Source organism: Microbacterium sp. NPDC078814 (assembly GCF_040702645.1).
In the GTDB taxonomy this organism is placed as follows: domain Bacteria; phylum Actinomycetota; class Actinomycetes; order Actinomycetales; family Microbacteriaceae; genus Microbacterium.
The window spans coordinates 359933-382079 of the sequence record NZ_JBFBLT010000003.1; the positions used below are offsets into that span (position 1 = coordinate 359933).

A 22147-nucleotide genomic window follows, 5' to 3' on the forward strand; every position below is an offset into this window, starting at 1 on the left:
GGAAAGACACATGACTGACGAAGAACGCCCCGACATCACCGAGGGCCACGAGCACGGCAAGATCGACCAGGTCGATCTGCAGTCGGAGATGCAGCGCAGCTATCTCGACTACGCCATGGCGGTCATCGTCGGCCGTGCTCTCCCCGATGTGCGCGACGGTCTCAAGCCGGTGCACCGCCGAGTGATCTACGGCATGTACGACGGCGGATTCCGGCCCGACAAGTCGTTCTCCAAGTGCGCCCGCGTCGTCGGCGAGGTCATGGGTCAGTACCACCCGCACGGCGACTCGGCGATCTACGACGCGCTCGTCCGTCTCGTGCAGCCGTGGTCGCTCCGGTACCCGCTCGCTCTCGGCCAGGGCAACTTCGGCTCGCCCGGCAACATGGGCGCGGCGGCACCGCGGTACACCGAGACGAAGATGGCCCCGCTCGCGCTCGAGATGGTGCGCGACATCGAAGAGGACACCGTCGACTTCGCCGACAACTACGACGGCCAGACCCAGGAGCCGACGGTTCTGCCGTCCCGGTTCCCGAACCTCCTCGTCAACGGCTCGGTCGGCATCGCGGTCGGCATGGCGACCAACATCCCGCCGCACAACCTCCGCGAGGTGTCCGATGCCGCGCTCTGGGCGCTGGACAACCCGGACCTCCCCCGGGAGCAGCTGCTCGACGGGCTGATCCAGCGCATCCCCGGACCGGACTTCCCGACCGGCGCGCAGATCCTCGGCACGAAGGGCATCCACGAGGCGTACCGCACCGGCCGCGGCTCGATCACGATGCGCGCGGTCGTCAACGTCGAGGAGATCCAGGGGCGGACCTGCCTGGTCATCACCGAGCTGCCGTACCAGGTGAACCCCGACAACGTGGCGGTCAAGATCGGCGACCTCGCGCGCGACGGCAAGATCACCGGCATCGCCGACATCCGCGACGAGTCCTCGGACCGCACGGGTCAGCGCCTCGTCGTCGTGCTCAAGCGCGATGCCGTGGCGAAGGTGGTGCTGAACAACCTTTACAAGCACACGCAGCTGCAGGAGAACTTCGGCGCGAACATGCTCGCGATCGTCGACGGCGTGCCCCGGACGCTCGCGATCGACGGCTTCATCTCGAACTGGATCGCCCACCAGATCGACGTCATCGTGCGACGGACGCAGTTCCGGCTGAACGAGGCCGAGAAGCGCATGCACATCCTGCGCGGCTATCTGAAGGCGCTCGACGCGCTCGACGAGGTGATCGCGCTCATCCGCCGTTCCCAGACGACGCAGGATGCGAACGAGGGTCTGCAGAAGCTCCTCGACATCGACGAGATCCAGGCCGATGCCATCCTGCAGATGCAGCTCCGTCGCCTCGCCGCGCTGGAGCGTCAGAAGATCATCGACCAGGCGAACGAGCTCGAGGCGCTCATCGCGGACTACAAGGCGATCCTCGCCGATGAGGGCCGGCAGCGGACGATCATCCGCGAGGAGCTCACCGCGATCGTCGACCGGTTCGGGGACGAGCGGCGCACGCACATCCTGCACGGCTTCGACGGCGACGTGTCGATGGAAGACCTCATCGCGGAAGAGGAGATGGTCGTCACCGTCACGCGCGAGGGCTACATCAAGCGCACGCGCAGCGACAACTACCGCTCCCAGCACCGCGGCGGCAAGGGCGTCAAGGGCGCCCAGCTGCGCGCCGACGACATCGTCGAGCACTTCTTCGTCACGACGACCCATCACTGGCTGCTGTTCTTCACCGACAAGGGCCGGGTCTACCGCGCGAAGACGTACGAGGTGCCGGAGGCCGGGCGTGACGCGAAGGGCACGCACGTCGCGAACCTCCTCGCACTGCAGCCGGACGAGAGCATCGCGCAGGTCCTCGACATCCGCGACTACGCCGTGGCCGACTACCTCGTCCTCGCCACGCGCGACGGCCTGGTCAAGAAGACCCGTCTCGACAACTACGACACCAACCGCCAGGGCGGCGTGATCGCGATCCGGCTGAACGACGAGGACGAGCTGGTCAGCGCTCTCCTCGTCAACGCCGAGGACGACATCCTCCTCATCAGCCGCAAGGGCATGTCGGTGCGGTTCCAGGCGACCGATGAGGCGCTGCGCCCGATGGGTCGCGCCACCGCCGGTGTGAAGGGCATGAAGTTCCGCGAGGGCGACAGCCTGCTGTCCGCTTCGGTCGCCGCACCCGGGAAGTACGTGTTCGTCGTCACCGACGGCGGCTATGCCAAGCGCACCGCCGTCGAGGAATACCGGGTCCAGGGGCGCGGCGGATACGGCATCAAGGTGGCCAAGTTGAACGACGATCGGGGCACTCTCGCGGGCGGTCTGATCGTGTCCGAGGACGACGAGGTCTTGGTGGTTCTGTCCAGCGGCAAGGTGGTACGCTCTGCCGTGGCCGAGGTCCCCGCCAAGGGTCGCGACACCATGGGAGTGGTGTTCGCCCGCACGACGGAGGCCGACCGCATCCTCGCCATCGCCCGGAACGGCGAGCGTGGTCTCACCGAAGAGGAGACCGAGCCGGATGCCGATGCCGAGGCCCCCCAGACGACTGAGACACCCGAGGATACAGACGCATGAGCACAGTGGCCGACAAGCTGGCGAAGAAGTCGACACGGAAGACCGGCGGTAAGCAGGTCCGTCTGCGCCTCGTCTACGTCGACTTCTGGTCCGCCGTGAAGCTCTCCTTCCTGGGAGCGGTCGCACTGGCCGTGGTCACGATGGTGTCGTTCTTCCTGATCTTCCTCGTGCTCCAGGCCACCGGCATCATGTCCACGGCCGACGAGTTCGTGCGCAGCTTCACGGACGGCGCCATCCCGCTGTCGGAGCTCGTGGGTCTGCCGCAGGTGATGGCGTTCGCCGCCGTCGTCGCGATCCTCAACCTCATCGTGTTCACGGTGCTCGGTGCGGTCGTCGCGGGTATCTACAACCTGGCCGTGAAGGTCACCGGAGGGCTGCTCGTCGGCTTCATGTCGAACTGAGCCTCCGAGACCCCGCCTTTCCGCCGAAACCCCGGCCTGCGCACCGATGCAGGCCGGGGTTTCGGCGGTAGAGCGGGGTTTCGGCGGGGTAGGGAAAACCCGAACGGGAGTGTCCGGCTGACTCGGTGGGCGAGGTCGTGCGGCGGCCCTACCGTGGAAGCATGACCACACAGACTGCGACCCCCGAGGCCGCTGCGACCGGGAAGCCGCCGCTGCGCATCCCGCTCACGATCCTGCACCTCGCCGGAGTCGGGGTGATCGGGGGCGGCATCTTCGGGATGCTCGGCGGCCTCCTCGGCACCGGGCTCGGACTCCTCTTCGTCTTCGGCGTCGGCATCGTCGTGCTCGTGGGCCTCGTGTACGCGCTCTTCGGCGTGGGCTGGTTCGAGATCGCCCGCGTCGCCGGCCTGTACCGCGTGCCGAACACCCCGCTCCGGCTCCAGCCGCGGGACCGTCCCGGCTTCGGCGGCTGGCTCCGCTCACTCGGGCGGCAGGCCATCGACGGACGGATGTGGCGCGCGGTCGCGAACTTCGCGATCAGCGCCGTCCTCGGCTTCGTGGTGCTGCGGCTCTTCTGGGCCCTCCTCTGGTCGATCATCATCGCCTTCGCGCCGCTGACCTCGGCCGAGACGATCATCGGTCCCTTCGGCGGCGGGCAGATCCCGGTGTCCTGGGCGCCCCTGATCGGCATCCTCGGTGCGCTCGCCTCGGCCGCCGGCATCATCGGCCTCGCCCTCCTGGCTCGCACGCTGGCTTTGGCGATCGTCGCCCGGGCGCGGGAGGTCGAGCTCACCGAGCGCGTGCGGGCATCCACCGCCCAGCGGGAGGGAGCGGTCCGCGCGGCCGACCTGGAACGGACGCGGATCGAACGCGACCTCCACGACGGCGTCCAGCCGCGGCTCGTGTCCGTCGGGATGACCCTCGGGCTCGCGCAGCAGAAGATCGACACCGATCCCGACGCCGCGAAGGAGCTCATCTCCGAGGCGCACACGTCGACCAAGGCGGCGATCACCGAGCTGCGGCAGCTCGCGCGGGGCATCCACGCGTCAGTGCTCGACGACCGCGGCCTGGACGCCGCACTGTCGGCGCTCGCCAGCCGCTCCCCCATCCCCGTGCAGTTGGACGTGCGGATGGACCCTTCGACAGGCTCAGGGACCCAGGGTTACGGCTCAGGGACCCAGGGGCACGGTTCAGGGGCTCCGCGGCCCGGGCGCGATGCGGAGGCGGCGGTGTACTTCTCCATCGCCGAGTCGCTGACCAATGCGGCGAAGCACTCCCGGGCCAGCGAGGCGCGGGTCACGGTCCGGCTCCGCGAGGGGAACACCCTCTGGGCGCGGGTCGAGGACAACGGCATGGGCGGAGCCCAGGTCATCCCGGGCGGAGGCCTCGACGGCATCGCGAACCGGATCCTCGCCGCGGGCGGGACGTTCCGACTCGACAGCCCGCAGGGCGGTCCGACCAGCCTGGAGGTGAACGTGCCATGCGCATCCTGATCTGCGAGGACTCCGTCCTCCTGCGCGAGGGGCTCGTGCGTCTGCTCGAGGACGCCGGCCACGAGGTGGTCGCCGCCCTCACCGACACCACCGACCTCCGTGCCACTGTGGCATCCACCTCCCCGGACCTCTGCATCCTCGATGTGCGGCTCCCGCCCACGTTCACGGACGAGGGCATCCGCGCGGCGCTGGACCTCCGTGCCGTGCACCCGGCGCTCGCCATCCTCGTGCTGTCGCAGTACGTGGAGGAGCGCTACGCGTCCGATCTCATCGCCGCGCAGGGCGGTCCGCTCGGCTACCTCCTGAAGGACCGGGTGGCGGATGTCGCGGAGTTCATCAATTCGGTGCAGCGGATCGCCGACGGGGCCACGGTGCTCGACCCGGAAGTGGTGGCTCAGCTCCTCACCCGGCGGAACCGCGACGACCGCATGATGCGGCTCACCGAGCGGGAGCGCACCGTGCTGGCCCTGCTCGCGGAGGGCAAGTCGAACCAGGCGATCGCCGGCCTCCTCTTCCTCTCGGCGGCGAGCGTCGAGAAGCACATCACCTCCATCTTCCAGAAGCTGGGCTTCGAACAGGACGAGTCGGGCAACCGCCGCGTGCTCGCCGCCCTCGCCCACCTCGAGAACACGGGCGGCACGACGCCGCCGAACGGCCAGACAGGAGTCACACGATGACCACCGAGAACACGGGAGCACAGGGCCGCCACACCCCGATCACTCCTCCCCCGCCGCCGTCCGCGGCTTCCCCCGCGTCGGCGCCCGGCGCGCCCGGACCCCGGCGCTCCTCCGGAGCGACCGCCGTCATGATCGTCACCGCGGTGGTCGGTGGGATCGCCCTGCTCGGAGCCGGAGGCACGGCGGCCGTCGCGGCGACCGGGACCCTCCTCTCCTCCAGCCGACCGGATTCGGTGCAGACGGTGGACGTCGACGGCGTCACCGCGATCGATCTCGACGCCGACGCGAGCATGGTGCGCATCGACTTCGGCGATGTCGACGCGGCGGAGCTCTCCGTGACCAACGGCCGCGGTGCGTGGACGTTCGAGCGCGAGGCGGACGAGCTCGTCGTCCGGAGTCCTCGACCGGCCTTCGGCTGGTGGTTCGGCAACTGGTTCGGCGACGACGAGCGCGCGGTCCTCACGCTGCCGGAGGAGCTCAGCGGCTCCGACCTCGACGCGAATCTCACTCTCGATGCCGGCGCTCTCGACGTCTCCGGTGAGTTCGGCTCCCTGGAAGTCCAGATCAACGCCGGATCCCTCGACGTCTCCGGTGCGGCCTCGGCCTTCGACGTGCAGATGAACGCGGGACGCGCGGACGTCCTCCTCGACGGCGTCGACCGGGCGGATCTCGGCATCGCTGCGGGCGATCTGACGGTGGAGCTGACCGGCGATGCGCCGGAGACGACCACGATCGACGTGAGCGCAGGGTCCCTGAATCTGACCCTCCCCGATGTGGAGTACCGGATCAGTCAGGACGTCAACGCGGGTTCGTTCGATGCCCGGGTCGACGAGTCCCCGAGCGCCCGCCGCACGATCGACGTGTCCGTGTCGGCCGGCAGCGTGGACGTCAGTCCGGGACGGTGACCGGCCGAGGGCGAGGATCCCGGAGGGGGTCCTCGCCCTCGATTCGGATTTTCGGCGAAACTCCGGTAAAGTTCTGGAGGTTGACGGGGCTATAGCTCAGGCGGTTAGAGCGCTTCACTGATAATGAAGAGGTCCCAGGTTCAAGTCCTGGTAGCCCCACCCTTTCAATTCAAGAATTCCCTCACGGGGCCTTAGCTCAGTTGGTAGAGCGCCTGCTTTGCAAGCAGGATGTCAGGAGTTCGAATCTCCTAGGCTCCACCATCCTCCCCTTCACCGGTCGGTCGCCGTGAGTTCATGCGGTGCCGTGTTCAGGCGCTCGGCGCCGTCCGCCGTTACGACCACGATGTCCTCGATGCGGGCGCCCCATTCGCCGGCGAAGTAGATGCCGGGCTCGATGCTGAAGGCCATGCCCTCTCGGAGGACGAGGTCGTTGCCGGGGGCGATGTAGGGCTCCTCATGCACCGAGACGCCGATCCCGTGACCCGTGCGGTGCAGGAACGCCTCGCCGAGCCCCGCCTCCGTGAGAACCGAGCGGGCGGCCGCGTCGACCTCTGCCGCCGTGACCCCGGGGCGTACCGCGTCCACGGCCGCCTGCTGGGCGCGGACGAGGGTGGCGATGCGATCGGCTGCCACCGGATCGGGAGTGCCGACGACGTAGGTCCTCGTGCTGTCCGAGTTGTAGCCGCTCGGCACCGCGCCGCCGATGTCGACGACCACCACGTCGCCGTCCTCGATGACCCGGTCGGAGACCTCGTGGTGCGGGTCGGCGCCGTTGGGCCCGGAGCCGACGATGACGAACTCGACGGTCCGATGCCCCTCCTCCACGATCGCCGCGGCGATGTCGGCGGCGACCTCCCGCTCGGTACGGCCGGCGCGCAGCCATCCGGGCACGCGGCGGTGCACGGCATCGATCGCCGTGCCGGCTCGGCGCAGCTCGGCGATCTCCTCGTCGTCCTTGGTCATCCGGCCCTCGCGGAGGACGGGTGTCGCGAGCTCGAGCCGGGCCTGCAGCCGTTCCCCGATCGGGACGACGTGCAGCGCGGGAAGCGCATCCGACACCCCGACGCGGGAGACGGGACCTGTCGCCGCGGCGACGAGGGCGTACGGATCGTCGCCGTCGACCCAGTCGGCGACGGTCAGTCCGAGCTCTCCGACGGCCGTGCTGCGCACCTTGGCGAGCTCCATCCGCGGGACGATGACCGTCGCCGCGCCCTGCTGCGGCAGGACGAGGGCGGTCAGCCGCTCGATGGTGTCACCCTCGACGCCGAGGAGGTACTGCAGGTCGGGGCCGGGGCCGACGATGATCGCGTCGAGGCCAGCCTCCTGGGCGCGCTCCTGCGCGCGTGCCAGACGGCGGGCGTAGACGGCGGCGGAGAAGGGAAGGGTGCTCACAGGCACCACGCTAACGCGAGCGGCCCCGCTGCGTCAGACCCACTTCGGGATCAGCTGATCGCCTGGCGGATGCGTCCGGCGAGGAACTCGAGGTCCTTCTCCGTGAGCGCGGTCACCGCGTACGCGGTCGGCCAGACGGTGCCGTCATCGAGGTTGGAGATCGGCTCGAACCCGAAGGTGCCGTAGCGGACCTTGAACTTGCTGGCCGGCTGGAAGAAGCACAGCACCTTCCCGTCGCGCCCCCACGCCGGCATGCCGTAGTACGTCCGGGGCACGAGTTCCGGCGCCACCTCGGAGACCAGCTCGTGCAGCTTCTCGGCGAGCAGCTTGTCCTCGTCGGTGAGCTTCGCGACGGCCTCCTTGAGATCGGCCTCTCCGGCGGCCCGCAGCTCCTCGGGCGACTTCTTGGCCCGCGAGCGTCGGGTGCGGGCCTCCTTGGCGGCGGCCTGCATGGCCTCGCGCTCCTCGGCGGTGAAGTTCTTCTCGGTGTCAGCCATGATGTTCCTCTCGTGGGCCGGATGATGCTCCCAGCGTAGGGACGGCCCGTGATGTCGGGCTTCTCGATTCGTGATCGATCACCCCGATCGTCACGCGGCGGGGGACGGCCCGAGACCCGGATAAGGTGTGACGCATGGACCTGCGCGTCGCCGCATACGGGGTCGTCACCGATGAGGGTGGGCGCCTCCTGCTGGCGCGGTGGACCGAGGGCCGGCGCGTGGCGTGGACGCTCCCGGGCGGCGGCCTGGAACCGGGCGAGGCGCCGGAGGACGCGGTGCGGCGGGAGCTCCGCGAGGAGACCGGGTACACGGTCCGGGTCGGACAGCTCCTCGGCATCCACTCCCGTGTCATCCCGGCCGGACGGCGCGTGCAGAAGTCGTCCGACCCCCTGCATACCCTGCGCATCGTCTATCGGGCCGAGGTCACCGGGGGGAAGCTGCGCTGGGAGACGGAGGGATCCACCGATCGCGCCGAGTGGTTCGCGCTCTCCGCCGTCGCCGGGCTGCAGCGTGTACGGCTGGTGGACATCGCCCTGCGGATGGCCGGCCTGCTCTGAGGCTCCGGCGACGGTCAGCGCTCTTCGGGCACCGAGATGTCGGCGACGGTCGCGCCGTACGCCGCGATGAGGTCGTCGGCGTCGACGAACAGGCTGTAGCCGTGCGCACCGGCACCCATCGCTATTCGCTCGCCGACGATGGACTCATCGGCGTAGACCGGCCAGTCGGTGGTGCTGCCGATCGGGACGATGGTTCCGCGCTCGTAACCGGTCGCTGCGAGAGCGAGCTCGGGTTCGGGCAGACGGAGCTTGTTCACTCCGACGACGGCGCGCAGCTTCGGCCACGAGATGGACCGCCCACCCGGGACCAGCGCGAACAGATAGGTGTCATCCGAGCGCTTCACCACGAGGGTCTTCACGATCCCGGACGGCGGGATGCCGAGGATCTCGGCGGCTTCGACGAGGCTACGCGCCTGCGGCCGCTCGCGGATCTCGATGTCGAGTCCGCGGGCGGCCGCAGCATCCCTCACCCGCGCGTGCGGGTCAGGAGTGGTCACGCGTCGGGAGCCGACAGCGGGTCGTCGGCGACCCAGAGCTCGTCGTCGGCCCGCAGCGCCTGCCAGGCGGCGTAGAGCACGCCGACCGCGGCGGCGGCGCCCAGGACGATGGCGATGACGGATCCGAGGCCCGGACCCTTCTTCTGCGAGACGGCCTTGCGGGCCTTGTACTCGACGCCGTGGCGCTTCGCGTTCGCGACGTCCCAGGCGGTCAGCGCCGTACCCACGACCCCGCCGACGATGGGGACGACCTTGTCGTCCACCACATGCTTACCGGCCTTCACCGAGCGGTCGACGACCGGGGCGACGCGGCGGTTGTAGGTGTCCTGGACCACGGGGACGATCTGCTCGCGATTGAAGTTGCCGAGCTGGCGACCCGCCTCACGAGCGACGTCGGCGGCGTGGCCGACGAGCACCTGCTGGTCTTCCCACAGCTGGTTCGCGTCCTTCTGAAGACGACGAAGCTGCTTCTTCCGCTTGCGGCTGAGGCTCACGATGCTCTCCTGTCCATTGGAGTACGGGTTCCCCATCTTGCCACGAGAGGCTGGATGCGGCGAGGGAATCGCCCGCCCCTTGCATCATCGGCTCCCGCGTTGTACACGCCCGGCCCGCTCACCGGAAGCTCTGCGAGAATGAACGCATGGTTCACGCTTCCCACGTCGCAACTCTGCACACCAACCACGGTGACATCGTCATCAACCTCTTCGGCGACCACGCCCCGAAGACGGTCAAGAACTTCGTCGGTCTCGCCGACGGCTCCCAGGAGTGGACGCACCCCGCCACCGGCAAGCCGGGCGAGGGTCCCCTCTACAAGGACGTCATCTTCCACCGCATCATCCCGAACTTCATGATCCAGGGCGGCGACCCGCTCGGCCAGGGCGTCGGCGGTCCGGGGTACAACTTCGACGACGAGATCAACAACGAGCTCAACTTCAACGAGCCCTACATCCTCGCGATGGCCAACGCGGGCCTCCGCCGCAACGCCATCACCGGCAAGGTCGAGGGCACCAACGGCTCGCAGTTCTTCATCACCACCGACCCGACCCCGTGGCTGCAGGGCAAGCACACGATCTTCGGCGAGGTCGCCGACGACGCATCGCGCAAGGTCGTCGACGCGATCTCCGCGGTCCCGACGGCGGCGGGCGACCGCCCGATCGAGCCCGTGGTGCTGCAGTCGATCGACATCGTCGCCGCCTGACGACCGCGACGGCCGATCCGGATGACGACGCCCGAGTTCACGAACAACCGTGAGAACTTCTGCTACCGGCATCCGGATCGGCAGTCCTTCGTGCTCTGCCAGCGGTGCCTCCGCACCATCTGCCCCGAGTGCCAGACGCCCGCCCCGGTCGGCGTGATCTGCCCCGAGTGCATGGATGCCGAGCGCAAGAACCGCACCCCCGCTCAGAAGAAGGCCGCGCGACGCTGGCGCGGCGGCGGCGCCACGACCATGGGGGCCGTGCGCAGCGGCAAGCCCGTCGTCACGTACGTCCTGCTGGCGGTGACGTCGTTCATCGGCCTCGTGCAGCTCATCCCCGGGCTCAACGCCCCGATCATCCAGGCTCTCGGCTTCTACGCGCCGTTCCTCTACCCGAACCTCTCCCTCCTGCCGTTCGAGCCGTGGCGACTGCTGACCGTGCTGTTCGTGCATGGGGGCTTCGTGCATCTCGCCCTGAACATGCTCGCTCTGTGGATGCTCGGGCAGAACCTCGAACCGATGCTCGGTCGTGTCCGCTATCTCGCGCTGTACCTCATCAGCGGTCTCGGCGGATCCGTCGCGGTGACCGTCCTCGCGCCGGAGACGTGGACGGTCGGCGCCTCCGGGGCGATCTTCGGGCTCCTGGCGTCGCTCCTGATCATCGGGCGCCACATCGGGGCCAACGTCACGGGCATCCTCGTGATCCTCGGCATCAACTTCGCCTTCGGGTTCTTCGCCGGTGGCATCTCCTGGCAGGCGCACCTCGGCGGCGCGATCACGGGCGCGCTCGTGGCCCTCATCTACGTCCGCACGAAGCGCCGCGACCAGCGGACCTGGCAGATCGTGTCGCTCGCCGCCCTGGTGGTGCTGTTGGTCGTCGTGGTCGCCGTGGTGCCGCCCCTCATCCTTTTGGCCTGATCCCGAGTTGTTAACAGGGTTGTTAACCCCTGTGAATAACATCGGTGTAATTCTCCCCAGTGTGGGGATAACCTGTGGATAACCTCGCCTCTCGGACAGACGAAAGAACCCCTCGCCGCGGTGGCGAGGGGTTCTTGTCGTTGCGGCCGGTCAGCGCCAGCGTGTGGTCATGAGGAATCCGATGAGGGCGATGCCCAGACCGATGGCCAGATTCCAGTTGTCGAGGCCGGGGATGGGGAACTGCATTCCCGAGATGTAGAAGACGAGGATCCAGGCGAGGCCGAGGAGCATGAAGCCGATCATCACCGGCTTGAACCAGACGGCGTTGGGAGCGGCGTCGCCCTCGGCGCGCTCGACGGCGGGTTCTTCGGTCTTGCGGTCACGTGCCATGCCGTCATTGTACCCGGGAGACCTCGGCGCCGACGAGACGTGAGGACGCGGATCGGCGGTGCCCCGACTCCTGCTGCACAGGTGGGGCGGATATGATCACGCCCATGACTGCATCTGTCGTGCCTGGGGGGCGGCGCGGACGGCGGCAGCGACCCCGGTCGCGCGCCACGTTCGCGAGTGTGCTCGGCGAACTCCTCCTGACCGCCGGCGTCATCGTGCTCCTCTTCGTCGCTTGGCAGATGTGGATCGGCGACATCATCATCGCCGCCCAGAAGAACGAGGAGGGCGCCGCGATCTCGCAGCAGCTCGCCGCGGGCGAAGCCCCCGAGCTCCCGCCTCTCATCGAGACGGACGATGGCGAGACGGTCTATCAGGCGCCGGTCCCGGCGGCACCGGCCGACGGCGAGTGGTTCGGGCAGATGCACATCCCCCGGTTCGGGGCCGACTACAACTTCGGGATCTACGGGGGGACCAGCCGGGCGCGCACCCTCGATCAGAAGGGCATCGGGGTCTACACGCAGTCGAAGATGCCCGGAGAGGTCGGCAACTTCTCGCTCGCCGGCCACCGCACGACCTGGGGCAAGCCGTTCAACCAGCTCGACAAGCTGCACGTGGGCGACGCGATCGTGGTGGAGACGCCGGACGGGTGGTACACCTACCGGTTCCGCACCCTGGAGTACGTGAAGCCGACGCAGACCGACGTGCTCGCCGACGTGCCGCAGATGCCGGAGCAGCAGACGGGGGAGCAGTACATCACGTTGACGGCATGCTCGCCGCTGTACTCGCTCGCCGAGCGCATCGTCGCGTACGGGGTGTTCGAGAGCTTCCAACCGCGAGCCGAGGGACCCCCGCCGGCCCTGACCGATCCGCCACCGCCGCCGGCCGCGCCGTCCGTGTGACCCCCCAGGAGAGAGAAGACCCATGTACGCCGCACTCTGGCGCCTGCTGCCCGGCCCGTGGTGGCTGCGCGTCCTCATCCTGCTCGTGGTGATCGCCGCGGTGCTCTACGCGCTGTTCTGGTACGTGTTCCCCTGGGTCAGCCCCCTCATCTCCCCCGGCGAGGTCGACGTCGAATGACGCGCGTCCTGGTGGTCGACAACCACGACAGCTTCGTGCACACCCTCGTCGGCTATCTCCGGGAGCTCGGGGCGGACACCACCCTCGTCGAGTCGGACGCGACGGACGCCGCGGCGGTGGAACGGATGCTGGACTCCCACGACGCCCTCCTCCTCTCTCCCGGGCCCGGGGCCCCCGTCGACGCCGGGGTCTCTGTCGAGGCCGCCCGGATCGCGATGCGGCGCGGCGTGCCCACGCTCGGCGTGTGTCTGGGACATCAGGTCATCGGAGCCGCGCTCGGGGCGCCCGTCCGGTCGGCACCTGCGGTGATGCACGGCATGGTCTCGGCGGTCCGTCACGACGGCTCCGCGCTGTTCGCGGGGCTCCCGTCGCCGTTCGACGTCGGGCGCTACCACTCGCTCGCTCTCGCGGCGGGCGACCTGCCCGCCGACCTCACCGTGACCGCCACCGCGCCCGACGGCACCGTGATGGCCCTCGCGCACCGGACATTGCCGCTGCACGGGGTGCAGTTCCACCCGGAGAGCGTGCTCACCCGGGGTGGCTATCGACTGCTCGCGAACTGGCTCGGGCTGTGCGGCGACGAGGAGGCCGTCTCCCGATCCGCGCGCCTCGATCCGCTGGCGCGCTGAGCCGGCGGGTCCGGGTCAGGATCCGGTGCAGTAGCGGAGCTCGACCGACGACCCGACGGGAACGTCTCCCGGCGCGACGGACATCGAGTGCACGGTCGCCGGATCCGACGCCGGGCACTCCGGTGCCTCGGTCGGCACCGGGGTGAGCCCGATACTCTCGAGCTCCTCGGTGGCCGAATCCATGGACCAGCCGACGATGTTCTTCAGCGTCACCTTGCCGCTGGCGACCTCGAGGTTCACCACCGTGCCGGGGGCCACCTCGGCATCCTCTTCTTCACTGGCCGTCATGACGGTGTTCGCGGCAAGACCCTTGTCGTTGCGCTGGGTCACGGTGCCGAGCTCGAGTCCCGCGTCCTGGAGCGCCTTCGTGGCGGCATCGAGGGACAGGCCCTCCAGCTTCGGTACGACGACCGTCTCCTCGCCCGAGGACACGTAGAGCGTGACGGTCGAGCCCTGCTCCACGGACACCCCGCCCTCCGGATCCGTGCGGATGACGTTGCCCTCCGCGATCGAGGGACTCGACTCGATGACGATCTTGGACGAGAGGTCGAGTTCCGCGAGGTCGTCCTGCGCACGTTCCGAGGCGACGTTCGTCAGATCCGGGACGACGCGCGAGGTGCTGGGCACGTCGGCGGGCCGCATGCTGATGGTCCAGACCCAGAACAGCACGGAGGCCAGGAGCACCGCGAGCAGGGCGACGCCGGCCCAGATCCACGCGACGGGCGGCCCCGACTGCGTGCGGGCCATGGTGGTGTCGGTGCTGAGCTGACGGAGCGATCGCGCCGTCTCCTGCGCCTGCCGCGGATTGGGTCCGTAGAGCTCGCTGGTCAGCGCGCCGATCTGCTTGCGCGTCGGTGCCGCACCCGTCACCGCCGCGTCGAGGGCGGCGCGGAAGTGGGCGGCGTCCGGATACCGCTGGTACGGGTCCTTCGCGAGGGCGCGGAGCACGATCGGATCGAGGGCCGCGGGAGACTCCTCGTTGACCTCGGAGGGCGGCACCGGCGTCTCGCTGACGTGCTGGTAGGCCACGGCCACCGGGGACTCCCCGCGGAACGGCTGGCGTCCGGTCAGCAGTTCGTACAGCACGACCCCGGTGGAGTAGAGGTCCGCACGCGCGTCGACGGGCTCGCCCTTGGCCTGCTCGGGGGAGAAGTACGCGGCGGTGCCGATGATCTGCGTCGTCTCGGCGACGGTGGAGGAGGAGTCGGACACCGCGCGCGCGATGCCGAAGTCCATCACCTTCACCTGACCCTTGTCGGTGACCATGACGTTGCCGGGCTTGATGTCGCGGTGCACGACGCCGGCGCGGTGCGAGTAGTCGAGCGCTTCGAGGATGCCGTCGACATAACGCACCGCGTCCTCGACGGGCACCGGACCGTCGGCGATGATCTTCTTGAGGAGCGTGCCCTTGACGAGCTCCATGACGATGTACGGCGGCTCGTCGGAGGAGCTGTCGACCGTCGAGGGGTCACCCGCGTCGTAGACGCGGACGATCGACGGGTGCGACATGCGGGACGCCGACTGCGCCTCGAGACGGAACCGCGTCCGGAAGCTGGTGTCGCGGGCGAGCTCGGGATCGAGGATCTTGATCGCGATCTCGCGGCCCAGGGTCAGGTCGTACCCGCGGTACACCTTCGCCATCCCGCCATGCCCGATGAGCTCGTCGACGCGGTACCGGCCCGCGATGACTCGTGGCTCTGTGGACACGGATGAACCCCCTGGAATCGACTGCGGCTGGACTGGCTATTCAGGCTACCCTTCGGTGCTCTCCCCGCTGTCACCCTCGCCGTCCTCCGGAGCGACGATGGTGACGGACAGCGGCGGCGAGGCGTTCGACGTCCGCTGGTCCCCACCCGAGCACAGGCCCTGGTAGGTGGCGATGAGCTGCTGGCCCACGGCGTCGCCGACCGTCACCTGCGCGTTGCGCTGGGTCGGCTGGAAGTTCGGGCCGCCCGCGGCGAAGGTGCCGTTCTGCAGCGAGACGACGTAGCCGGACAGGGTCGTGCCGCTGGGGCACGTGAAACCGGTGCCCCAGGAGATGGTGACGGTGCTGCCCGCGACCGGGTCCCCGGTGATCGTCGGCTTGTCCGTGGGCGTCGGGAGCGGTGTGCGGCCGGCGTAGACGGTCAATGCGATCGGGGTGGTCGTCGCGACGTTGCCCGAGGGCTGCACGCGGTAGACCTTGCCCACCTCGCCGTCGCTCGGCGCGGGGTCGCCGTCGGCGCACGTGATGTCGCTGAAGCCGGCCTCCTTGAGCGTCGCCGTCGCCGTGGCGCAGTCCATGTCGGTGAGGTTCAGCGCCGTCACGTCGACGCGCGTCTCCTGAGGAGTGGGCGGCGCCGAGGGCGTCTCGGACTCGACCTGGGTGGGGGTGCGGCTCGAGCTCCCGGTGGGCTTGGGATCCACGTCGTCGGTCTGGGGTCCGAACAGCGCCCACAGCGTGCCGCCGGCCACGATGAGCAGCAGCACGAGCAGCGCGATGAGCGGCCACGTCCAGGCGCTCTTCTTCTTCTTTTTCTTCTCCTGCTCCTCCGCGGCGGCCTCGTCGGTGGGAAGCTGCGCGGTGGTGGGGAGGATGCGTGTCGTGCCGTCGTCACCGGTCGCGGTGAGCATGCGCGTGGCGTCGTCGTCGCCGGCGATGCCGCCCGTCGCGATGGCGGGCACGGCGATGGCCGCGGAGTTCAGGTCGCCGCGACGCAGGGCCTGGGCCGCGCGGGCGACCGTGGCCGAGGAGGAGGGGCGATCCGCCGGCTTCTTGGCGATCATCGCCATGACCAGGTTCTGCACGGGGATCGGGACCGTCGGCGGCAGCGGCGGCGGCTGCTCGTTGATCTGCGCCATGGCGATCGCGACCTGCGACTCGCCGGTGAAGGGGCGCTTGCCGGCGAGGCACTCGTACGCGACGATGCCCAGCGAGTAGGTGTCGGTCGCGGGGGAGGCCGGGTGACCCGACGCCTGCTCCGGCGACAGGTACTGCACCGTGCCCATGACCTGGCCGGTCGCGGTGAGCGGGACCTGATCGGCGATGCGGGCGATGCCGAAGTCGGTGATCTTCACACGGCCGTCGGGCGTGATCAGGAGGTTCCCCGGCTTGATGTCGCGGTGCACGAGACCCGCGGCGTGCGCGGCCTGGAGGGCCGAGGCGGTCTGCGCGACGATGTCGAGCGTCTTGTCCGCGCTCAGCGAGCCGTCCCGCTCGAGGATCGTCGACAGGGCCTCACCCGGCACGAGCTCCATGACGAGGTAGGCGCTGCCGTTCTCCTCGCCGTAGTCGAACACGCTGGCGATGCCCTCGTGGTTGACGAGCGCGGCGTGACGCGCCTCCGCGCGGAACCGCTCGAGGAACCCGGGGTCCCCCATGTACTCGTCCTTGAGGATCTTGATGGCGACGGTGCGACCGATGACGTGATCCGTCGCCTCCCACACCTCGCCCATGCCGCCGATCGCAATACGCGACTGCAGCTCGTAGCGACCACCGAACGACACACCCTGCGTCGGCCTCATCTGCCCAGCACCGCCTCTATGACCTTCTTCGCAATCGGAGCGGCGATGGTGTCCCCGCTTCCTGATTGACCCTGTCCGCCGCCGTTCTCGACGACGACCGCTACCGCGACCGCGGGGTCGTCCGCGGGGGCGAACCCCGTGAACCACAGCGTGTGCGGCCTGTTTCCGTTCTCCGCCGTTCCCGTCTTACCGGCTACGTCGACCCCGTCTATTCTTGCACCCTGCGCCGCACCGTTTGAGACGCTCGCGACCATGGCGGAGGTGACGTCGTCGGCGACGTCGGCGTCCATCGCGCGCCCGAACTCGGTGCTCTCGAACGACCGGATCACCGAGAGGTCGTTGCCGATCACGGCGTCCACCATCTGCGGGTTCATGACCACGCCGTCGTTCGCGATGCCCGCCGAGACCATGGCGATCTGCAGCGGCGTCGCGGTGACCTGTCCCTGCCCGAACCCGGTGAGCGCGGTCTGCGCGTCGTCCAGGCCCTGGGGGTAGCTGGAGGGCGTCGAGGTGAGGGGCGTGTCGAAGCTGCGGTTGAAGCCGAACTTCTCGGCCATCTCCCGGATCGTGTCGTCGCCGAGCTCGACCGCGAGCTCGGCCATGGGGATGTTGCAGCTCAGGCGGATCGCTTCGGCGATCGTGACGGTCTCCCCGGGGCCGCAGGCGCCTCCCCAGGCGTTGGAGACGCGATTGTTCGAGCCGGGGAGCGTGTACGAGGTCGGGTTGGGCAGCGTCGACTCCGGCGTCCAGTCTCCGCTCGCGTAGGCGGCGGCCGCCACGACGATCTTGAAGGTCGAGCCCGGGGGGTTGAGGTCACCCGCGATCGCCCGGTTGGAGAGCGGTTTGCCCGGATCGGCCACCAGCTCGTCGTACGTGGCGTTGGCCGCGTTCGCGTCGTGCGTCGCCATGCGGTTCGTGTCGAAGCCCGGGGTGGAGGCCATCGCGAGGATGCGTCCGGTCTTCGGGTCCATCGCGACGACCGCTCCCTGCAGGCCGTCCAGGGCCTCGACGGCGGCGCGCTGTGCGGCGGTGTCGAGGGAGAGTTCGACGCTGAAGCCGCGCTGAGGCTGGCCGGAGAGGATGCGCTCGATCTCGGCGAAGAAGGCGTTCGAGCCGGTGCCGGAGAGATCAGCGTTCATCGCCTCCTCGATGCCGGTGGCCGAGCCCAGGGCGGGGTTGAAGTACCCGGTGACGGGTTCCCACAGGCCCGGGTCGGTGTACACGCGCTGGAACCGGTACTGGTCGTCGCTCGGGACCGAGTTGGCGATGGCGGTGCCGTCGACGATGATCGCGCCACGCTGGATCTCGTAGCTGTCCAGCCGCGTCCGCTTGTTGTGCGGGTTCTGCGACAGGACATCGGTCTCGACGACCTGGATCCAGCTCGTCGCGGCGAACAGCGCGACGAACATGAACAGCATGACGATGCTGAGTCTGCGGAGCTCTTTGGTCATGTCAGCCGATCACCACCCGGGGCTGACGGCGGACGCCGTCGGAGATGCGGAGCAGGAGCGCCACGATGAGCCAGTTCGCGACGAGGGAGGAGCCGCCGGCGGCGAGGAACGGCGTGGTCAGACCCGTCAGCGGGATGACCCGCGTCACGCCGCCCACCATGATGAAGACCTGGAGGGCGATCGTGAACGACAGCCCCGTGGCGAGCAGCTTGCCGAAGTCGTCCTGACCCGCGAGCCCGATGCGGACGCCGCGGCTGACGAACACCATGTAGAGGCAGAGGATCGCGAAGAGGCCGATGAGGCCGAGCTCCTCGCCGAGGCTCGTGATGATGTAGTCGCTGTGCGCCAGCGGGGTGATCTCCGGGCGGCCCTGGCCCCAGCCGGTGCCGATGAGGCCGCCACGGGCGAGACCGAACAGTCCCTGCATGGGCTGGTAGCCGGCGACGTCGGGGTCGACCTTGGAGGAGTCGAACAGGAACAGCCAGTTGATGAAACGACCCTGCACGTAGCTGAGGATCTGCGAGGCGGCGGCGACGCCGGCCACCACGAGGCCGAGACCGATCAGCACCCAGCTCGTCTTGCCCGTCGCGACATAGAGCATCGCCACGAACATGCCGAAGATGAGCGTTCCGGTGCCGAGGTCGCGCTGGAAGACGATGATGCCGAGCGAGACGAGCCAGACGACGAGGACCGGACCGAGTTCGCGCATGCGCGGCCAGGTGATGCCGAGCACCCGCTTGCCGACCGAGGTCAGGCTCTCCCGCGTGCGCACGAGGTAACCGGCGAAGAAGATCGCCAGGCAGATCTTGGCGAGCTCGCCGGGCTGGAAGGCGAACATGCCGCCCAGCGACACCCAGACCTGGGCGTTCGCGTCGGGGATCCGCAGACCGGGCACGAACGGCAGGAGCAGCAGGAGGATGCCGGCGAGGCCGAAGATGTAGGTGTACCGGAAGAGGATCCGGTAGTTGCGCAGCAGGATGACCACCGCGATCGCGCCGGCGAGGGAGATGGCCGTCCAGGCGAGCTGCTTGGTGGAGTAGGCGTTCCACCCGGTGTTCCCGAACGCGATGTCGATCCGGTAGATCATCGCGACGCCGAGGCCGGTGAGCAGCGTCGCGATCGGGACCACGAACGGGTCGGCGTCGGCGGCGACGAAGCGGAGCACGACGTGCAGCGCGAAGGCGAGGGCGGCGAGTCCGCCGCCGATCGCCAGGATCATCGGGTCGATCGTGCCGAGAGCGCCGAGCTGGACGAGCGTGAGGGCGGCGCCGCTGATCGCGCAGGCGAAGAGGAGCAACCAGAACTCACGGTTGCGCTGCGTCTGAGGCATGCGCAGTCGGCGCAGGGCCTTGATGACGGTGGTGTCGGCCTGGACGTCGGTGCTCATCCGGCACCTCCCGACGGCGTCTCGCTCGGCGAGGGGAGCGGGGTGGGCAGCGGCGTCTGCTCGATGATGTTGGCCTCGGCGCCGGAGCGAAGCCGGTCGACGATGGCCATCGCGTCCGAGAGCGAGCGGGCGCTGATGGTGCGCTCGACCGAGGCCCGCTGATACGGCGGCAGATCGGCGAGGAGGATCTCGGTGTCGTCGACCGGGGTCGACAGGGTGATCGGACCGATGTTCTGCTGAACGCCCTGGAAGATCACCACGCTGTCCTCGTCGGCGCCGATGAAGTAGCGCGTCTGCGTCCAGCTGTATGCCGCGAACGCGGCGAAGCCGAGCATCGCGAGGACGACGACCGCGCCGGCGATCCAGCCCAGTCGGCGGCGCTTGGCGCGACGGCGATCCTCCTCGATCAGCTCCTCGAGGTACTCGGGCGCCGGCTCGAAGTGGCTCGGCTCGTTCGCGGCCTGCCGCACCGGGTGCAGCCAGTTGCTCCGCGGCGCGCGGACCGGCGGCACGTAGACCCCGGACGGGTTCGACGCCGCGCCGACGATCGTGGCGGTGCCGGAGTGGACGGGGTGCTGTCCGCCGACGTCGACGATCACGATCGTGACGTTGTCCGGGGCACCGCCGTCGAGGGCCTGCTTGAGGAGGTTGTCGGCCGTGCGCCCCGGGGCGAGCCCGAGCTGCATGGCCTTGAGGATGCGGGCCTCGTCCACCACGCCCGAGAGGCCGTCGGAGCACAGCAGCCAGCGGTCGCCGGGCTGCGCGTGCATGACGAACATGTCGAGCTCGGGGTCGGCGTCCATGTCGCTGAGCACCCGCATGAGCACCGAACGACGCGGGTGGTATCTGGCCTCTTCCGGGGTGATCCGGCCGGAGTCGACCAGTCGCTGCACGAAGGTGTGGTCCGCGGTGATCTGCGTGAGCGCGTCGTCGCGGTAGAGGTAGATGCGCGAGTCGCCGATGTGGCCGATGACGGCGTACTCGTCGACCATGATGATCGCGCTGAGCGTGGTGCCGAGCCCGGCGAGCTCGGGACGATCCTTCGCGGCGCGGATGAGGTCGCCCGCGGCCGTCGTGGCGGCGGCCTGGAGGGCGGCCTGCGCGTCTTCCGTGGAGGAGTACGGCTGATCCAGCGGCTCCATGCGCTGGATCGCGATGCTGGAGGCGACGTCGCCGCCCGCGTGTCCGCCCATGCCGTCGGCGACGACGAACAGGTTCGCCCCGGAGTACCCGGAGTCCTGGTTGTTGGAGCGGACCTTCCCGGTGTGGGAGATCGCGGCGCTCGAGCCTTCGAAGACCATGCCGGCGTCAGGCCCTCAGCTCGAACGTCGTCGCGCCGACCTTGACCGGGGTGCCGAGGCTGAGGGAGACCGGGCCGCCCGTCACCCGCTGGCCGGCCACGAACGTGCCGTTCGTCGAGTCGAGGTCCTGGATCGCCCACGTGTCGCCGCGGAGCAGGAGCCGGGCGTGATGGCTGGACGTGTAGTCGTCGCGGATCACCAGGGCGGATTCGCTGGAGCGGCCGATCGTCATCGTGTCGGAGCCCAGGGGCAGTTCGAGACCCGCCTTCGGTCCGGACGTGATCACGAGGCGCTTCGCCGTGGCCACGGTCGCGGGCCCGGTCGACGGTCGCGCCGACGAGGGACGGGGCGGGGCAGCCGGTGCCGCGGCCGGAGCGGCGGCGGGTGCTCCCGCTGTCGCCTCCGCGGGGAGCTTCCGAGCGCGCACCCCGAACAGGTCGGCGCGCAGGGAGTAGACGACCCCGAACACGAAGAACCACATCAGCACGAGGAAGCCGATGCGGAGCAGGAGCAGGACCAGTTCACTCATCCGAGGGCTCCGAACACGCGGGTCGCGTCGTCGTCGGGGCGCGACGACCGCGACGGGGTGGCGACGGGGACGATGCGGAACACGAGGTCGGTACGACCGATCGTGATCGTGGTGTCGGAGGGGAGCGCGGCCTCGCGGAGCTTCTGCCCATCGACCTTCGTGCCGTTGGTGGATCCCATGTCGCGGAGCATCGCGCGCTCGCCGTCCCAGAGGATCTCGGCGTGACGACGGCTGGATCCGGCGTCGGCGATGGTGATGTCGGCGTCGGAGCCACGGCCGATCACGGTGCGGGCACGGGTGAGGGTGTGCCGGCGTCCGTCGACGTCGACCACGGCCTGCCAGCTCACGCGTCCTTCGACGGTGCCCGAGGTGACGCGCACGGTGCCGGTGGCGACCTTGTCGTCCGCCTCGAGTGTGAGGGACAGGGGGCCGGCGAAGCTGTAGCCCTGCGACTTCGCGTGCTTCGTGAGGAGTGCGTGCAGCTCGTCCGTCAGCGCGCCGCCGAGCCCGCGCATGCGCTCCGCGTCGTCGGGGCTCAGGCGCACGACGTAGTTGTTGGGCGCGATGATGCGGTCACGGCTCACCACGGCCGCAGTGGTATCCGCCTCGCGTCGCAGCGCCGAAGCGATCTCCACGGGCTGGATGCCGCTGCGGAAGGTCTTCGCGAACGCGCTGTTCACTGCGCGCTCGAGACCCTTCTCAAAGCTGTCAAGTAGTCCCACTGGGCTCCTCTGGCATGCCGACCGGTAGGGACATCGTAGCCAGGTGACCTGGGGGAACG

At 69.3% G+C, this 22147-nt stretch carries 23 protein-coding genes and 2 tRNA genes; 13 read left to right on the forward strand and 12 right to left on the reverse strand.

The genetic code is table 11. The annotated features are described in order from the left end of the window. The first annotated feature begins 10 nt into the window (after nt 1-10). From gyrA to AB0300_RS07970, 7 genes are all read left to right on the forward strand, one after another. On the forward strand, nt 11-2566 hold the full coding sequence (gene gyrA / locus AB0300_RS07940) for a DNA gyrase subunit A (RefSeq protein WP_025102876.1): 2556 nt from the start codon (nt 11-13) through the stop codon (nt 2564-2566). Then, on the forward strand, nt 2563-2967 hold the full coding sequence (locus AB0300_RS07945) for a DUF3566 domain-containing protein (RefSeq protein ID WP_025102877.1): 405 nt from the start codon (nt 2563-2565) through the stop codon (nt 2965-2967). The genes gyrA and AB0300_RS07945 overlap by 4 nt, the downstream gene beginning before the upstream one ends. Before the next feature lie 161 nt (nt 2968-3128). Then, a complete protein-coding gene (locus AB0300_RS07950; RefSeq protein ID WP_366215799.1) occupies nt 3129-4460 on the forward strand; it encodes a sensor histidine kinase in 1332 nt (443 codons plus the stop codon). Then, entirely contained in the window at nt 4448-5137 is a 690-nt protein-coding gene (locus AB0300_RS07955; RefSeq protein WP_366215800.1) for a response regulator transcription factor, read from the forward strand. The genes AB0300_RS07950 and AB0300_RS07955 overlap by 13 nt, the downstream gene beginning before the upstream one ends. Further along, nucleotides 5134-6042 (forward strand): DUF4097 family beta strand repeat-containing protein, encoded by a 909-nt coding sequence (locus AB0300_RS07960; protein ID WP_366215801.1) that lies wholly within the window; start codon nt 5134-5136, stop codon nt 6040-6042. Before AB0300_RS07955 ends, AB0300_RS07960 begins: the two co-directional genes overlap by 4 nt. A gap of 85 nt (nt 6043-6127) precedes the next feature. Continuing rightward, nucleotides 6128-6201, forward strand: a tRNA-Ile gene (locus tag AB0300_RS07965). Nucleotides 6202-6227: 26 nt separating this feature from the next. Further along, nucleotides 6228-6303: transfer RNA gene (locus tag AB0300_RS07970), tRNA-Ala, on the forward strand. 9 nt (nt 6304-6312) lie between these two features. Here AB0300_RS07970 and AB0300_RS07975 read toward each other — a convergent pair. Continuing rightward, complete coding sequence (locus AB0300_RS07975) at nt 6313-7434, reverse strand: Xaa-Pro peptidase family protein (RefSeq protein WP_366215802.1); 1122 nt, start codon at nt 7432-7434, stop codon at nt 6313-6315. A gap of 50 nt (nt 7435-7484) precedes the next feature. After that, entirely contained in the window at nt 7485-7931 is a 447-nt protein-coding gene (locus AB0300_RS07980) for a hypothetical protein (protein WP_025102882.1), read from the reverse strand. Between the two features lie 134 nt (nt 7932-8065). On the opposite strand from AB0300_RS07980, the gene AB0300_RS07985 reads away from it, so the two are divergent. Further along, entirely contained in the window at nt 8066-8488 is a 423-nt protein-coding gene (locus AB0300_RS07985; protein ID WP_025102883.1) for an NUDIX domain-containing protein, read from the forward strand. A 14-nt stretch (nt 8489-8502) separates the two neighbouring features. Here AB0300_RS07985 and AB0300_RS07990 read toward each other — a convergent pair whose 3' ends face one another. Then, a complete protein-coding gene (locus AB0300_RS07990) occupies nt 8503-8985 on the reverse strand; it encodes a YbaK/EbsC family protein (RefSeq protein ID WP_366215803.1) in 483 nt (160 codons plus the stop codon). Then, complete coding sequence (locus AB0300_RS07995) at nt 8982-9479, reverse strand: hypothetical protein (RefSeq protein ID WP_025102885.1); 498 nt, start codon at nt 9477-9479, stop codon at nt 8982-8984. The genes AB0300_RS07990 and AB0300_RS07995 overlap by 4 nt, the downstream gene beginning before the upstream one ends. 146 nt (nt 9480-9625) lie before the next feature. Here AB0300_RS07995 and AB0300_RS08000 point away from each other — a divergent pair, with 146 nt between their 5' ends. Next, nucleotides 9626-10183: a peptidylprolyl isomerase gene (locus AB0300_RS08000; protein ID WP_025102886.1), complete on the forward strand. Its 558-nt coding sequence runs from the start codon at nt 9626-9628 to the stop codon at nt 10181-10183. 21 nt (nt 10184-10204) lie between these two features. After that, nucleotides 10205-11098 (forward strand): rhomboid family intramembrane serine protease, encoded by an 894-nt coding sequence (locus AB0300_RS08005; RefSeq protein ID WP_366215804.1) that lies wholly within the window; start codon nt 10205-10207, stop codon nt 11096-11098. Nucleotides 11099-11248: 150 nt separating this feature from the next. Here the strand turns inward: AB0300_RS08005 and AB0300_RS08010 are convergent, their stop codons facing one another. Continuing rightward, the gene (locus AB0300_RS08010; RefSeq protein ID WP_025102888.1) at nt 11249-11488 is read right to left on the reverse strand and encodes a cell division protein CrgA; all 240 of its coding nucleotides are present in this window, start codon (nt 11486-11488) and stop codon (nt 11249-11251) included. Between the two features lie 104 nt (nt 11489-11592). Here AB0300_RS08010 and AB0300_RS08015 point away from each other — a divergent pair, with 104 nt between their 5' ends. Genes AB0300_RS08015 through AB0300_RS08025 form a run of 3 tightly spaced genes read left to right on the forward strand, consistent with a single transcriptional unit; the run spans nt 11593 to nt 13194 of the window. Then, nucleotides 11593-12387: a class E sortase gene (locus AB0300_RS08015; protein ID WP_303709544.1), complete on the forward strand. Its 795-nt coding sequence runs from the start codon at nt 11593-11595 to the stop codon at nt 12385-12387. Nucleotides 12388-12409: 22 nt separating this feature from the next. Further along, nucleotides 12410-12565, forward strand: coding sequence for a membrane protein (locus AB0300_RS08020; RefSeq protein ID WP_036292274.1), 156 nt, complete (start codon nt 12410-12412; stop codon nt 12563-12565). Then, nucleotides 12562-13194 (forward strand): aminodeoxychorismate/anthranilate synthase component II, encoded by a 633-nt coding sequence (locus AB0300_RS08025; RefSeq protein ID WP_025102890.1) that lies wholly within the window; start codon nt 12562-12564, stop codon nt 13192-13194. The genes AB0300_RS08020 and AB0300_RS08025 overlap by 4 nt, the downstream gene beginning before the upstream one ends. A gap of 15 nt (nt 13195-13209) precedes the next feature. Here the strand turns inward: AB0300_RS08025 and pknB are convergent, their stop codons facing one another. The 7 genes from pknB to AB0300_RS08060 are packed head-to-tail and all read right to left on the reverse strand — an operon-like array spanning nt 13210 to nt 22088. After that, nucleotides 13210-14901, reverse strand: coding sequence for a Stk1 family PASTA domain-containing Ser/Thr kinase (gene pknB / locus AB0300_RS08030; protein WP_025102891.1), 1692 nt, complete (start codon nt 14899-14901; stop codon nt 13210-13212). 45 nt (nt 14902-14946) lie between these two features. After that, complete coding sequence (locus AB0300_RS08035; protein ID WP_366215805.1) at nt 14947-16698, reverse strand: serine/threonine-protein kinase; 1752 nt, start codon at nt 16696-16698, stop codon at nt 14947-14949. Next, nucleotides 16695-18149, reverse strand: a complete 1455-nt coding sequence (locus AB0300_RS08040) for a penicillin-binding transpeptidase domain-containing protein (protein WP_025102893.1) — start codon at nt 18147-18149, stop codon at nt 16695-16697. The genes AB0300_RS08035 and AB0300_RS08040 overlap by 4 nt, the downstream gene beginning before the upstream one ends. Before the next feature lies 1 nt (nt 18150). Next, on the reverse strand, nt 18151-19536 hold the full coding sequence (locus tag AB0300_RS08045; protein ID WP_025102894.1) for an FtsW/RodA/SpoVE family cell cycle protein: 1386 nt from the start codon (nt 19534-19536) through the stop codon (nt 18151-18153). Beyond that, nucleotides 19533-20837 carry a protein phosphatase 2C domain-containing protein gene (locus tag AB0300_RS08050; protein ID WP_025102895.1) on the reverse strand — a complete coding sequence of 435 codons (1305 nt, stop codon included), beginning with the start codon at nt 20835-20837 and terminating at the stop codon, nt 19533-19535. The genes AB0300_RS08045 and AB0300_RS08050 overlap by 4 nt, the downstream gene beginning before the upstream one ends. Before the next feature lie 7 nt (nt 20838-20844). After that, nucleotides 20845-21366, reverse strand: a complete 522-nt coding sequence (locus AB0300_RS08055) for an FHA domain-containing protein (RefSeq protein ID WP_366215806.1) — start codon at nt 21364-21366, stop codon at nt 20845-20847. Next, a complete protein-coding gene (locus AB0300_RS08060) occupies nt 21363-22088 on the reverse strand; it encodes a DUF3662 and FHA domain-containing protein (RefSeq protein ID WP_025102897.1) in 726 nt (241 codons plus the stop codon). Before AB0300_RS08060 ends, AB0300_RS08055 begins: the two co-directional genes overlap by 4 nt. Nucleotides 22089-22147 lie beyond the last annotated feature (59 nt).